The organism is uncultured Campylobacter sp. (genome assembly GCF_947255105.1).
GTDB lineage: Bacteria > Campylobacterota > Campylobacteria > Campylobacterales > Campylobacteraceae > Campylobacter_B.
Map to the genome: position 1 here is coordinate 149830 of NZ_CAMYFP010000001.1, position 13324 is coordinate 163153.

Annotated in this window: 16 protein-coding genes; 12 read left to right on the forward strand and 4 right to left on the reverse strand. The window is 37.2% G+C overall.

The window, feature by feature from the left end:
* Window positions 1-48 precede the first annotated feature (48 nt).
* From rpmE to purF, 11 genes are all read left to right on the forward strand, one after another.
* Window positions 49-249: a 50S ribosomal protein L31 gene (rpmE, locus tag Q0X52_RS00830; protein WP_297573560.1), complete on the forward strand. Its 201-nt coding sequence runs from the start codon at window positions 49-51 to the stop codon at window positions 247-249.
* 5 nt (window positions 250-254) lie between these two features.
* The gene (gene rsmI / locus Q0X52_RS00835) at window positions 255-1070 is read left to right on the forward strand and encodes a 16S rRNA (cytidine(1402)-2'-O)-methyltransferase (RefSeq protein ID WP_297573563.1); all 816 of its coding nucleotides are present in this window, start codon (window positions 255-257) and stop codon (window positions 1068-1070) included.
* Window positions 1071-1105: 35 nt separating this feature from the next.
* Window positions 1106-1789, forward strand: coding sequence for a 23S rRNA (guanosine(2251)-2'-O)-methyltransferase RlmB (gene rlmB / locus Q0X52_RS00840; protein ID WP_297573566.1), 684 nt, complete (start codon window positions 1106-1108; stop codon window positions 1787-1789).
* A complete protein-coding gene (locus Q0X52_RS00845; protein WP_297573568.1) occupies window positions 1779-2747 on the forward strand; it encodes a hypothetical protein in 969 nt (322 codons plus the stop codon). The genes rlmB and Q0X52_RS00845 overlap by 11 nt, the downstream gene beginning before the upstream one ends.
* Window positions 2747-3952 (forward strand): LL-diaminopimelate aminotransferase, encoded by a 1206-nt coding sequence (locus tag Q0X52_RS00850; RefSeq protein ID WP_297573571.1) that lies wholly within the window; start codon window positions 2747-2749, stop codon window positions 3950-3952. Before Q0X52_RS00845 ends, Q0X52_RS00850 begins: the two co-directional genes overlap by 1 nt.
* A complete protein-coding gene (locus Q0X52_RS00855; RefSeq protein WP_297573574.1) occupies window positions 3949-5208 on the forward strand; it encodes a homoserine dehydrogenase in 1260 nt (419 codons plus the stop codon). Before Q0X52_RS00850 ends, Q0X52_RS00855 begins: the two co-directional genes overlap by 4 nt.
* Window positions 5209-5547 (forward strand): YraN family protein, encoded by a 339-nt coding sequence (locus Q0X52_RS00860; protein WP_297573577.1) that lies wholly within the window; start codon window positions 5209-5211, stop codon window positions 5545-5547.
* Between the two features lie 63 nt (window positions 5548-5610).
* The gene (trxA, locus tag Q0X52_RS00865; RefSeq protein ID WP_297573580.1) at window positions 5611-5925 is read left to right on the forward strand and encodes a thioredoxin; all 315 of its coding nucleotides are present in this window, start codon (window positions 5611-5613) and stop codon (window positions 5923-5925) included.
* An 83-nt stretch (window positions 5926-6008) separates the two neighbouring features.
* Window positions 6009-6950, forward strand: coding sequence for an FAD-dependent oxidoreductase (locus Q0X52_RS00870; RefSeq protein WP_297573583.1), 942 nt, complete (start codon window positions 6009-6011; stop codon window positions 6948-6950).
* 8 nt (window positions 6951-6958) lie between these two features.
* Window positions 6959-7723, forward strand: coding sequence for a 4-hydroxy-tetrahydrodipicolinate reductase (gene dapB / locus Q0X52_RS00875; RefSeq protein WP_297573586.1), 765 nt, complete (start codon window positions 6959-6961; stop codon window positions 7721-7723).
* Window position 7724: 1 nt separating this feature from the next.
* Window positions 7725-9068, forward strand: a complete 1344-nt coding sequence (gene purF / locus Q0X52_RS00880; protein ID WP_297573589.1) for an amidophosphoribosyltransferase — start codon at window positions 7725-7727, stop codon at window positions 9066-9068.
* Window positions 9069-9094: 26 nt separating this feature from the next.
* Here the strand turns inward: purF and hisIE are convergent, their stop codons facing one another.
* The 4 genes from hisIE to Q0X52_RS00900 form a co-directional block, all read right to left on the reverse strand.
* Window positions 9095-9835, reverse strand: a complete 741-nt coding sequence (hisIE, locus tag Q0X52_RS00885; RefSeq protein ID WP_297573592.1) for a bifunctional phosphoribosyl-AMP cyclohydrolase/phosphoribosyl-ATP diphosphatase HisIE — start codon at window positions 9833-9835, stop codon at window positions 9095-9097.
* Window positions 9825-10898: an SPFH domain-containing protein gene (locus tag Q0X52_RS00890; protein ID WP_297573595.1), complete on the reverse strand. Its 1074-nt coding sequence runs from the start codon at window positions 10896-10898 to the stop codon at window positions 9825-9827. The genes hisIE and Q0X52_RS00890 overlap by 11 nt, the downstream gene beginning before the upstream one ends.
* 2 nt (window positions 10899-10900) lie before the next feature.
* Entirely contained in the window at window positions 10901-11830 is a 930-nt protein-coding gene (locus Q0X52_RS00895; protein ID WP_297573597.1) for a branched-chain amino acid transaminase, read from the reverse strand.
* Window positions 11831-11895: 65 nt separating this feature from the next.
* Window positions 11896-12738, reverse strand: a complete 843-nt coding sequence (locus Q0X52_RS00900) for a transporter substrate-binding domain-containing protein (protein ID WP_297573602.1) — start codon at window positions 12736-12738, stop codon at window positions 11896-11898.
* Between the two features lie 75 nt (window positions 12739-12813).
* Between Q0X52_RS00900 and bcp the strand changes: the two genes are divergently transcribed.
* Window positions 12814-13320, forward strand: a complete 507-nt coding sequence (gene bcp, locus Q0X52_RS00905; protein ID WP_297573605.1) for a thioredoxin-dependent thiol peroxidase — start codon at window positions 12814-12816, stop codon at window positions 13318-13320.
* The last annotated feature ends 4 nt before the right edge of the window (window positions 13321-13324 follow it).

Genomic DNA, 13324 nt, shown 5'->3' on the forward strand with positions numbered 1-13324 from the left:
ATATTTTTAATATAATCATTAGTTTATTAAAAAGAGTAAGGAAAAGCAATGAAAAAAGAGATTCATCCAGACTATGTAAAATGCACCGTAACTTGTGCTTGTGGCAATACATTTGAGACAAGATCAAACAAACCAGAGCTAAGAGTTGATATCTGTTCAGAGTGCCACCCATTTTTTACAGGTAGCGAAAAGATAGTAGATTCAGCAGGAAGAGTTGATAAATTTAAGAAAAAATATGGAATGAAATAGCAAAATTGTTCTATTTTATTCCTACGCCGATAGGAAATTTAGGCGATATCTCACAAAGAGCCTTAAAAACCCTTGAAAAGTGCGAGGTAATTTTTTGTGAAGATAGTAGGGTTACTAAAAAGCTCTTGGCTCTGCTATCAAAAGAGTATGAGTTAGAGTTTGGCGATAAGCAATTTTACTCCATGCACTCTCACAACGAACAAGAGCTTTTAAAGCAGATTGACAAAGAGATTTTTAAAAAAGAGTGCTGCTATCTAAGCGATGCAGGGATGCCTTGCATTAGCGATCCTGGGATTTATTTAGTAAATTATCTTCAGAAAAACTCCATTTGCTATGAAGTTTTAAGTGGTTCAAATGCCGCTTTAGTTGGCGCTGTTGCAAGTGGAATGATAGAAAAAGAGTTTATCTTTTTAGGTTTTTTGCCAAATACAGGCTCAAAAAGAGATGCAGCCATTTTAAAACTTACCACCAACAACTATCCTACGATTGTCTATGAGTCGCCAAAAAGAATTCTGTCTTTGTTAAGTGAGATTGCCAAGATAGACAAAGAGCGCGAGATTTTTATCATAAAAGAGGCAACTAAGAAGTTTGAAACCAAATTTAAAGCAAGTGCTAAAGAGCTTTTAGAGATTGCAAAAGAGCTGAATTTAAAGGGCGAATGGACTGTTGTAGTTGCACCAAGCAGTAGTGCGGCACCAGAGCATTCAATAACTCTAAAAGACATTGAAGAGCTTGTTATCCCTCCAAAACAAAAAGCAAAACTCATCTCTAAGCTAACTGGCGAAAATATAAAAGATATTTATAATAAACTCAGCAAATAAGTTAAATTTCAAAAGATTTTAGATATTATTTTGGAATGATAATTTACGGAAAACAACTATTTTTACATCTGTTAGAGAGAAGAAAAGAGCTTATAAAAGAGATCTATCTTTCAAAAGAGTGCGACAAAAAACTATTTTCTAAAATTGCTGCACTAGCTCTTCCCATAGTTAGAGTCGATAACAAAAAGGCGCAAGCTATGGCAAGAGGTGGCAACCACCAAGGTTTTTTAGCTTTGGTTGAGGACTTTGTCTTTTTTGATGTTGAGGCGATGAAGCGCTTTAACAACATTGCCCTGCTTTATGAACTTGAAGATGTCGGCAATATCGGAGCTATCATTAGAACCGCTTACGGGCTTGGGCTAGATGGAGTGATAGTAGTTGCTAAAAATTTAGCGATAGAGGGCGTTGTTAGAGCTAGTAGTGGAGCTGCTTTTGAAATCCCGTTAGCACTTTGTAGCGATGGACTCACTCTTTTAAATGAGCTTAAACAGAGCGGATTTTGTCTATATGCTACAAAAAAGGGTGGCAAGCCGCACAATAAGATTGTTTTCGGTAATAAAAATGTTTTGATTATGGGAAATGAGGGCGGCGGTATGCCAAAAAGAGCTTTTCAAAAATGTGATGAAAGCATTGGCATAAAGATGAGAAAGGACTGGAACTCGCTAAATGTGAGTGCCGCGTTTGCTATTATTTGTGATAGGATGATGGATGAAAGATAAAAACAGCAAATTTGACGAGATAGAAAAACTTCAAAATATACCTTTAATAGAGATATCTGAGAAAACACATCTTGAAAAAGAGTATATTGAGGCTCTTTTAAAAAGAGATTTTGAGAAATTTAAAGACAAAAATTTAAAAGCCTATATCAAGATTTTGGAGCGTGAGTTTGATCTAAATTTGGACTCAATCTTAAAAGAGTATGAGGCCTTTGTTGGCGAGCCAAAAGAAGATGTTAGCCCTACTATAAAACCAGCGATAATAAAGTCACTTAATCTTATTCCTGCAAAAAAAAGTAGGCTTTATTGGATAGTTGTAGCGCTAATAACAGTCATTTTGCTATGGATGATCTTTTATTTTAAGCTTTATGAGAGAGTTGGATTTGCAGATAAGCTCTTTAACAAAAGCGAAGAGCCGACTACTTATAGCACTCAAGAGGTTGTAGAAAGAGTTGAAAACAAGCTTGAAGATGTTGGTATTGTGGTGCCTAAAGTAGAAGAAGAGTTAGAAGATGAAAATGAGAGCAACATCACCGCAGCTGCACTTAGCGATGAGCTTGATGGCCTAAACGCGCTAGATAGAGCCATTGTTATGGAGCAAAACAAAAGTATAGATAATATTGATGAAAATGAGAGCAAAGAGGAGGAGATGGCCAATGAAGAGGAGCCAGCCGCAACTTTTTTGGAAGCAACAATAATTCCAAAAGAGGATCTTTGGATTGGGATAATAGAGCTTAGAAGTGGCAAAAAAACAACCAAAATTACAGATGAGCCATTTAAATTTGACCTTACCAAAGAGCAGCTTGTCTTAACAGGACATGGCAATTATGACTTGGAGATAGGCGATGAGAAGATTAGCTCACAAAGCAAGTCATCAACTAGGTTTCTTATACATAACTCAACAATGAAAAAGATAAGTTATAGCGAGTTTTTAAAGCTAAATAGTGGAAAGGCTTGGTAATGTTTGACGAGTTCAAATTTAACACCATAGAGCGGCTTCCAAAATATCTCTTTGCGCAGGTAAATGAGCTAAAAATGGCAGCTAGAAGAGATGGCAAGGATATCATAGACTTTTCTATGGGCAATCCAGATGGCAAAACTCCATCTCACATAGTAGAGAAGCTTTGCGAAAGTGTGCATAAGGACAAAACTCACGGATACTCTGTATCGCAAGGTATCTATAAGTTGCGTTTGGCATGTGCAAATTGGTATAAAAGAACATATGATGTTGATTTGGATCCTGCAAGCGAAGTTGTTGTTACAATGGGAAGCAAGGAGGGCTTTGTCCATTTAGCGATAGCTACTATCAATCTAGGCGATGTTTCTATAGTGCCAGATCCAGCCTATCCGATACATACTCAAGCATTTTTGATAGCCGGTGGAAATGTGGCAAAAATCAGATTAAAATACAACGAAGAGTTTGTTCTTGATGAGGATGATTTTTTTATCCAGCTAAACAAAGCCTTTGATGATAGCATTCCAAAGCCAAAATATGTAGTTGTAAATTTCCCTCACAATCCAACAACAACCGTTGTAAATAAGAGCTTTTATGAGAGATTGGTTGGGCTTGCCAAAGAGAAGAGATTTTATATCATAAGCGATATTGCTTACGCAGAGCTAGTTTTTGATGGCTATAAAACTCCATCTATTTTTGAGGTAGAGGGTGCCAAAGATGTAGCGGTTGAGACATATACTCTTTCTAAAAGTTACAATATGGCAGGTTGGCGAATCGGTTTTGTCTGTGGCAATAAAAGATTAGTTGATGCACTAAAAAAGATAAAGTCATGGTTTGACTATGGAACCTTTACTCCGCTGCAAGTTGCTGCAACTATAGCACTAGATGGACCGCAAGAGTGCGTAGAGCAAAACAGAGAAATTTACCAAAAAAGACGAGATGTTTTGATAGAGTCCTTTAGCAACGCTGGTTGGCAAATAGCTATTCCAAAAGCCTCTATGTTTGTCTGGGCAAAGATCCCACAGTGGCTAAATTTAAAGAGCTTGGACTTTTCAAAAGAGCTTTTACAAAAGGCAAATGTAGCTGTAAGCCCGGGTATTGGGTTTGGTGTTGCTGGCGATGACTATGTAAGAATTGCCCTTATAGAAAACGAAAACCGCATAAGACAGGCAGCAAGAAATATAAAAAAATACTTAAAAGAGGCTAGATGAGAGTAGCGATACTTGGAGTTGGAACTGTAGGAGAAGCGGTTGTAAATATCCTAAGAAAAAACGCTGCTTTGATAGAGGCTAGATCTGGTGAGAAGATTGAGCCTGTAGTTGGCGTTGTAAGGGATTTGACAAAGAGAAGAAATTGCGATTTAGAGCTTTGCACCGATATGGATAGTGTGCTAAAAAGAGATGATATAGATGTCTATGTTGAGTTAATGGGTGGCGTTGAATACCCTTACGAGATAATTAAAAAAATCCTAACTCGAAAAAAGGCTGTAGTTACAGCAAACAAGGCGCTACTTGCCTATCATCGCTATGCTCTTGAAAAGCTCTCAAATGGCATACCTTTTGGATATGAGGCAAGTGTTGCAGGTGGCATTCCTATCATCAAAGCTCTAAGAGAGGGACTTAGTGCCAACCGTATAGAGAAAATAGCCGCTATTTTAAATGGCACTAGCAACTACATACTAACAAGTATGATGCAAGATGGCAAAGAGTTTGACGCTGTTTTAAAAGAGGCTCAAGAGTTGGGATTTGCCGAAGCAGATCCAACTTTTGATGTAGATGGCTTTGATGCAGCACATAAACTACTCATTCTTTCAAGCATTGCTTATGGTGTTCATGGCAACCCTGAAGATATTTTGATAGAGGGCATAAGAGGCATTGGCAAAGAGGATATCTATTTTGCCAAAGAGTTTGGCTATGTCATCAAGCTACTTGCAATATCCAAGATAAAAGATGACAAAGTTGAGTTAAGAGTCCATCCAACACTTATTGCAAACAACAATATCTTAGCCAAAGTTGATGGCGTGATGAATGGCGTAAGTATCTATGCAGACGCAGTTGGCGAGACGATGTATTATGGAGCAGGAGCTGGCGGGAAGGCAACTGCAAGTGCTGTTATAAGTGATCTTATAGATGTTGCAAGAGGCAATAAAAATCCAATTTTAGGCTACAAAAGCACCAATCAAAAGGTCTTTCTTCTTCCAAAAGATGAGATACAGACAAAATACTACATAAAAGTCAGAGTCAAAGATAGAGTTGGAGTTTTAGCAAAGATTACAAACTTGATGAGCAAAAACAACCTCTCAATAGATAGTTTCTTACAAAAGTCAAAGTTTTCAAACGACGATAGCACAACACTTTTCTTTACAACTCATCAGAGTTTTGAAAGAGATATCAACGCACTTTTCCTAGAGCTATCCAAAGAGGACTACATCACAGAGAAGCCATATATGATAAGGATAGAAGAGTAGTTGGGACTTAAAGAGTATCTTTTTGGCAAAAAAAGCGAAGATTTGGCGACTAATTACCTGCTAAATTTGGGCTATGTTATTGTTGAGCGAAACTTTAGTTCCAAATTTGGCGAGATAGATATAGTTGCCAAAAAAGCGGAAGTCTATCACTTTGTTGAGGTTAAAGCTACTATGAGCGAGTATGAGATTGAGTATAGAATCGATGCACAAAAAATGGAAAAACTTCTAAAAACTATTCAAATTTACCTTTCAAAACACTCTATTGACGCCCCTTATCAGCTAGATGGACTCTTTGTAAAAGATGATAAATTTAAGCTTATCGAGAATATAACACTTTAGTTTTTGTCTTTAAATTTATTAACTAAATGTATAATAGCAGATAACTATTTTTAAGGAGATAATATGTCAAAATATATAGAGCTTACTTCAGAGAACTTCAACCTAGCAAAAGATGGCGTTGCCTTAGTTGATTTTTGGGCACCATGGTGCGGACCTTGCAGAATGCTTGGACCAGTTATTGAAGAGCTTGCAGTTGATTTTGAGGGCAAAGCTAGAATTTGCAAAGTAAATACCGATGAGGCGCAAGATTTGGCAGCTGAGTATGGTATAAGATCTATTCCAACACTTCTATTTTTTAAAGATGGCGAAGTTGTTGATCAGATGATTGGCGCGCAGTCAAAACAGGCAATTGCCGACAAAATAAATTCACTTTTATAAAATGGAGCCGCGAAAGCGGCTCTTTATTGTTTTATAAAGTCTATTTGAGTAGTTTTTATCAAATGATAAATTAGGAGAGATAGATGTTAGATTTGGCTATTATTGGTGGCGGACCAGCAGGACTTTCAGCAGGACTTTATGCCACTAGAGGCGGATTAAAAAATGTAGTTATGTATGAAAAGGCTGTTTTTGGCGGACAAATAACTACAAGTAGCGAGCTTGAAAACTATCCAGGTGTTGCAACGCCGATGGACGGGCTCTCTTTTATGGAGCCGTGGATTGAGCAGAGCAAGAGATTTGGACTAAAGCATGAAGTTGCAGCGGTTAAGAGAGTTAGCAAAGATAGTGATGGCTTTTTTACAGTTTGGTTTGAATATGGCGACCCAGTGCGAGCCAAAACTATCATCGCAGCAACAGGAGCATCGCCTAGAAAAGCAGGTTTTAAAGGCGAGAGTGAGTTTTTTGGCAAAGGGATAGGCACTTGTGCTACTTGCGATGGATTTTTCTATAAAAATAAAGAAGTTGGTGTTCTTGGTGGCGGCGATACAGCTTTGGAAGAGGCGCTTTATTTGGCAAATATCTGCTCAAAAGTCTATCTAATCCACAGACGTGAAGGCTTTAGAGCAGCGCCAGTTACCGTAGAAAAGGTAAAAAACAATCCAAAAATAGAGCTAGTGCTTAATGCAACTATCGATGAGGTTGTTGGTGATAAGAGCGGTGTTACTGCTGTAAAGCTAAATTTCAAAGATGGTAGCAAAAGGACGTTGGATGTTCCAGGGCTTTTTGTCTTTGTTGGTCTTGATGTTAGAAATGAGATTTTAAAAGATGAAAATGGCGAGTTTATCTGCAATGTCAACTCCATCACAGGACAAGCGATAGTTGATCTTAGGATGAATACCAGCGTAGCTGGGCTCTTTGCTGCGGGCGATCTTAGGATAGATTCTCCAAAACAGGTTGTTTGTTCGGCAAGCGATGGCGCAATTGCAGCACTTGAGGCTTTACATTATATAGAAAATTTAAAATAGGATAAAAGATGATTCAGATTGGAATTTATGGTGCTAGTGGCAAAATGGGGCAGATGATTGCAAGTTGCCTAAAGGAGAGCAAGCTTGCAAAGCTTAGTGTTGTTTATGATAAAAAAGTTGAGAGCTTGACAGGTTGTAGTGCAAAGGTTGCAAAAAATTTAGATGAGCTTTTTAACTCTTGTGATGTTGTCATTGACTTTACTATAAATGACGGGACAAAAGCTCTTTTAAACTTTGCCAAAAATCACCAAAAACCACTCTGTATAGGAACTACTGGACTTGATGATGAGGCAAAAAAACTTCTAAACGAATGTGCAAAAACTGCTCCAATTTTATATGCTACCAATATGAGTTTGGGAGCTGCAATTGCAAATAAACTTGTTGCCATCGCCGCTAAGGCTTTGAGGGATTTTGACATTGAGATAGTTGAGATGCATCACAAACATAAAAAAGACGCCCCTAGTGGAACAGCTCTTACTCTTGCAACAACTGCTGCAAATGCTAGAGGCTTAAATTTAAAAGATGTTATAAATACGGGTAGAGATGGTCTTGTTGGAGAGAGAAAAAAAGATGAGATAGCTGTGCTTGCTAAAAGAGGTGGCGATATAGTTGGCGAGCATGATGTTGGGTTTTATGGCGAGGGAGAGTATTTGCAAGTATTGCATACTGCGACCTCAAGAGCAACATTTGCAAATGGTGCGATAAAAGCAGCTCTTTGGCTAGTTGGCAAAAAGCCGGGGCTTTATAGTATAGATGATTGTTTAGGTATATAAGATGTGTGCAGTTGTAGGAGTTATTAACTCAAAAAATGCCTCCAAAATCGCCTATTATGCTCTTTTTTCTATGCAGCATAGAGGTCAAGAGGCAAGTGGGATAAGTGTAAGTTGCAATCACAACATCACAACCAAAAAGGGTGTTGGTTTGGTAACTGATGTTTTTAGTGATAGAGAGTTGCAAGAGCTAAAGGGCGATATTGCTATAGGGCATAACCGCTATGCAACATCTGGTAATTGTAGTGAGTTTGATACGCAGCCGATTTGGGCCAACTACTCTTTGGGGCAGATTGCTATTGTTCATAATGGCAATTTAGTAAATAGAGATGAAGTTAGAGAGGAGCTTGTAAGAGAGGGCGCTATCTTTCAGTCTAGTATGGATACTGAAAATATTCTTCATCTTATTGCAAAAAGCCAAAAAAGAAAGCTAGAAGATCGCATAGTCGAGGCACTTTCAAAAACAGTTGGAGCATATTGCTTCATCATAATGAGCCGCTCAAAAATCTTTGTCATAAGAGATAAATACGGCATAAGACCTCTTAGTATCGGACGCCTTGAAGATGGCGGTTATATCATCGCTAGTGAGAGCTGTGCATTTGACTTGGTTGGAGCTAAATTTATAAGAGATGTAAGACCAGGCGAGATGCTAGTCTTTAAAGAGGGCGATGATGAGTATATCTCAAAGCAGCTTTTTGAAGATGTTGATCCTAGATTTTGTGCATTTGAATATGTCTATTTGGCAAGACCAGATAGCATAGTTGAGGGCAAAAATGTCTATGAAGTAAGAAAAAAGCTTGGCGAGACTTTGGCAAGTAGGTATGATGTGCCAAAGGCTGACTTTGTAGTGCCAGTGCCAGATAGCGGAGTGCCAGCTGCTATGGGATATGCTGCCAAGAGTAAGATTCCATTTGAGATGGCAATAGTTAGAAATCACTATGTTGGAAGAACTTTTATAGAGCCAACGCAAGAGATTAGAAATTTAAAGGTAAAGCTTAAGCTAAATCCAATGGCTCATCTTTTTAAGGGTAAAAGTGTCATAGTTATAGACGATAGTATAGTTAGAGGAACAACCTCTAAAAAGATAGTTGAGCTTTTAAGGGGCGTTGGAGTTAAAGAGGTTCATTTTAGAGTTGCCTGTCCAGAGATAAAATATCCTTGCAAATATGGCATAGATACACCAAGCTACAAAGAGCTTATAAGCGCCAATAGAACCAAAGATGAGGTTTGCAGATATATAGGAGCCGATAGTTTGGAGTTTTTAAATTTGAATGACTTCATAGAAAGTCTAGGAAGTGAGCGAAAATACTCACTTGATAGTTTTGATGGAGATTATTTTGTAAAGTAAATTTAGCCTCTAAAAAGGGGCTAAATTTAAGACTTTCTCTGCCTTTTTTCCTCTATTCCGCTAACTCCCTCTCTTCTTTTGAGCTCATCATAAATTTGAGATGGATGGATATTGTGTCCAGCAAGAGTAACCAATATATGAAATATCAAATCACTAGCCTCATAGACAACATCATATTCCGGATCGCCAGCTCTATGTTCGCCAAATTGTTTAGAATCAAGCTCTTTTGATAGGCTAAGATCTTTAGATGCCAAAGCAAACTCTGCCGCTTCTTCAGAGAGCTTTTTAAGTAGAGCGTTTTGCCCGCTAGCAAAGAGCTTTGCAACATATGAGCTTTTAGGATCGCCATTTAACTTTCTATCGATAATCGTATGATAGAGTTCGTCTATTATGTGATAGTTTGGCTTTGGTGGCTTTGTGTTTTGCGCTGGAATTGTATTTAGTGACCTAAAAAAGCAGCTTTTTTCACCTGTGTGACAAGCCACACCTTTTTGAGTGACCTTTAAAAGGAGAGTGTCATTATCACAATCCCAAAAAATCTCATCTACCTTTTGAGTGTTGCCACTCTCTTCGCCCTTTTTCCAAATGCGATTTTTGCTTCTTGAGAAGTAGTGTGCATAGCCACTTTCAAGTGTAAGTTTCAAAGCTTCTTTGTTCATATAGGCAAGCATCAAAACTTCGCTACTTTGGCTATCTTGGGCGATGGTTGGGATTAGCCCTCCCATCTTTTCCCAATCAAGCTCTTCTAAGATAGTTTTACTGTCCATTTATGGCGCTCTGTCTTGCTTTGTCTTTTGTATCAACCCAGATATTTGGCACTGCACCACCTGGAGTTAAGAAGATTTTAGCATCTTTGTTTTCTCTAAGCGCTTCGTTAAATTTGGCTTGAGTCTCTATTTGTTTTAGGTGCAATAGGTTATTGTCAAGACTTTTTGCTATCTCTTTGTTTGCATAAGCTGCGGCATCTGCCTCTATCTTTACAGCATCGGCTCTACCTTTTGCCTCTATCTTTATCGCCTTGGCTGTTCCTTCAGCAAGAGCAGCTTTTTTTAACGCCTCTTGATTTGCTCTTTCGACCTCATATTTTGTTCTTTCAGCCTCTTGTTTTGCTATTTGAACTCTTTCTATCTGCTCTTTTATCTTATCAGGCAAGATTATCTCTCTAAGTTGCACTGCCAAAAGCTCAACTGGTAAATTTGGTTGAGACTCTATCTGCTCTCTAATACCATGATCTATCGATCTTGCGATCTCATTTCTCTTTACAGGCAACTCTTCTGCAGTATATTGTCCAATTACACTTCTTACGATATCTTTTACATATGGATCAATTATCTTATTTTCCCAGCTAAGTCCCCATTCTGCGATGGTTGTTGGAGCTGTTTTTTGATTTAGGCGATATTGAATTGTGATGTCTATACTAACAGGCAAGTTTCTTGCATCAAGCACAGAGATTGGATTTTTGCTTATAATTCCGCCATGAGTTGCCTTACTTACGATTTCGCCTCTATCTTCTCCAGAGGTGTAGTTTATAATACGAACCCTAGTATCTACAACCAAAACATCCTGTATAAATGGTATAAAGATGTGAAAACCAGGTAAAAGTGGGTTGCTCTCATACTCTCCAAAGTGAGATTTGATACCAACTTCTCCTGAGTGAATGACGACAAATGGTCTAGTAAGAACTATTATCAAAGCGATGATCAAAACAGCATAGATAACTCCGCTAAATTTGCCAAAGCCACCGAAGTTGTTTAAATTTAGGTTGAAATTTCTGTTGTTTGAGCTACTATTTTTTCTATTGTTAAAATAATCATTTAAATCTGCTGGCATTTTTATCCTTTTATATAAGTTAGATATTTTTCATATTTTTTGTTGTTACCAATGACTACATCAAAATAGGCCTTTTGGAGTTTTTGTGTCACTTCGCCACAATATCCATCTCCTATAATCCTGCCATCTACATTGCTTATTGGAGTTACTTCGGCTGCAGTTCCAGTAAAAAACGCCTCATCTGCTATATAGACCTCATCTCTTGTGATTCTCTCTCTTTTTACCTCATATCCCAAGTCTTTAGCTATCTCAATAACTGTATTTTGAGTAATACTCTCCAAGCTTGTATCGTTTGGCGGAGTGATGATAACGCCATCTCTTACTATGAAAAAGCACTCGCCACTTCCTTCAGCTACAAAGCCATCATAATCCAAAAGTAACGCCTCATCATAACCTGCATCAAGTGCTTCAAAATTTGCCATCTGTGAGTTGAAGTAGTTTGCACTTGCCTTTGCTTTGCTCATCATAGAGGTTGGCGGGTTTTTGATCCATGAGCTTATCTTTACTTTCACACCTTTTTTAAGTGCCTCATCGCCCATATAAGCGCCCCATTCCCAAGCAATAAGTGCAACTTGAGTTGGTGAGCCTTTGTGTGAAACTCCCATTGAGCCATATCCTAAGAAAACTAGCGGTCTAAGATAGGTTGTGTTTGTAAATTTGTTTGCCTCCATAAGCTCAATTTGTGCCCTTTGTAACTCATCTTGTGAGTAAGGGACCTCTATAAGGCATGCTTTTGCTGAGTTTAAAAGTCTTTTTGTATGCTCTTGCAACCTAAATATCGCCATACCTTTTTTAGTTTTGTAGGCTCTAACTCCTTCAAAAACAGCATTGCCATAGTGTAAAGAGTGAGTTAAAACATGAATTTTCGCATCAGCCCAAGGTATTATTTTGCCATCAAGCCAAATAAATTTAGCCTCTTTTATCTGTGCCATTTTCGCTCCTTTTAGTTTTAAATTTCAATAAATTTTTTCATTATAGCCAAATTTAAATCTCAAATTTATTCTTGTGGCGCCAAGATATTATAAACATCATCTAGCAAAAAATACTTCTTATCGGCAGTTCCCTTGTAGAACGGATCAAAAGTATTTTGATAACTCGTCTTAAACCATCCAGAGTGGCTAAGATCTATAAGTCTTTTATTGACTATTTTTATAAGCTCTTTGTTGGCCTTTGTTGCTCCAACAGAGACAAATGTATAAGAGCTTATATTTTTTTGGATAACTTCAACATTTGAGTCAATTACAGGATAACCAAGCATCGCAACATTGTCTCCAACTACAGCATCAACTTGCTTATTGATAAGTAGTCTATAGCCATCTTTGTACCATTTTATGTAGCTTAATTGCTCTTTGTTAATGCCCTTTGATAGGATATATTTTTCAGCTAAGGTGTTTGTCTGAAGAGCTATTCTTTTGTCTTTGATATCTTTAAAGGTCTTTAGATGATCTTCTGTTCTTGTAAGAATTCCCGTATTTAGACTAAGATATGGCATAGAAAACTCCACAATCTCTTTTGCTTCATCTGTTTGAGGAAATAGCGCGATAACTAAATCAACTTTATTGCTTTGCAAAAATGGGATTCTCTCTATAAATCTTGTAGCTATAAAATCAACTTTATATCCAGCAATGCCATTGAAAATCTCATCTGCCAAAGCCTGTGCAAGTTCTATTTCAAAGCCTCTAAAAGAACCATCTTCCTCTTTTTTGCTAAATGGAAGGTAGTTTTCCAAAACTCCAACAACTAAGACTTTAGAATTTCTTATCTCGCTTAAGTCTCTAGCCACACTTAAACTAATACAGCAGCATAAAGTGGCTAAATAACAAATAAATTTTCTAAGCATTTGAAATTCCTTATTGCTAAAGTTAATTTTGATATTATAATATCTTTTAATTAACTTTATATATAGGAGTAAAAAATGAGTGATTTTTTAAAAGAAGATAAAGAGAGAAAAGTAACTTTACAAAAAGGAGATAGGGCTCCAAATTTTAGCCTTAAAAATCAAGATGGTGTTGAGATAAATTTAAATGATTTTATAGGTAAAAATGTGATTTTATATTTTTATCCAAAAGACAACACTCCAGGTTGCACAACAGAAGCTTGCGAGTTTAGTCAAAATTATGATGATTTTATAGCAAATGATAGTGTAATCATTGGCATTAGTCCAGATTCTGTAAAAAGCCACGAAAACTTTATAAAAAAACATGACTTAAAACACATTTTACTAAGTGATGAAGATAAAAATGTTAGCAAGCTTTATGGTGTTTGGCAAGTTAGAAAAAACTATGGTAGAGAGTATTTAGGTATAGTTAGAACAACTTTTGTAATTGATAAAAAAGGCAACATTTTAAAGGTTTATAAAAGCGTAAAAGCAAAAGATCACGCAGCAAAAGTTTTAGCTGATTTAACTTCAAATTTAGAGTAGAGTT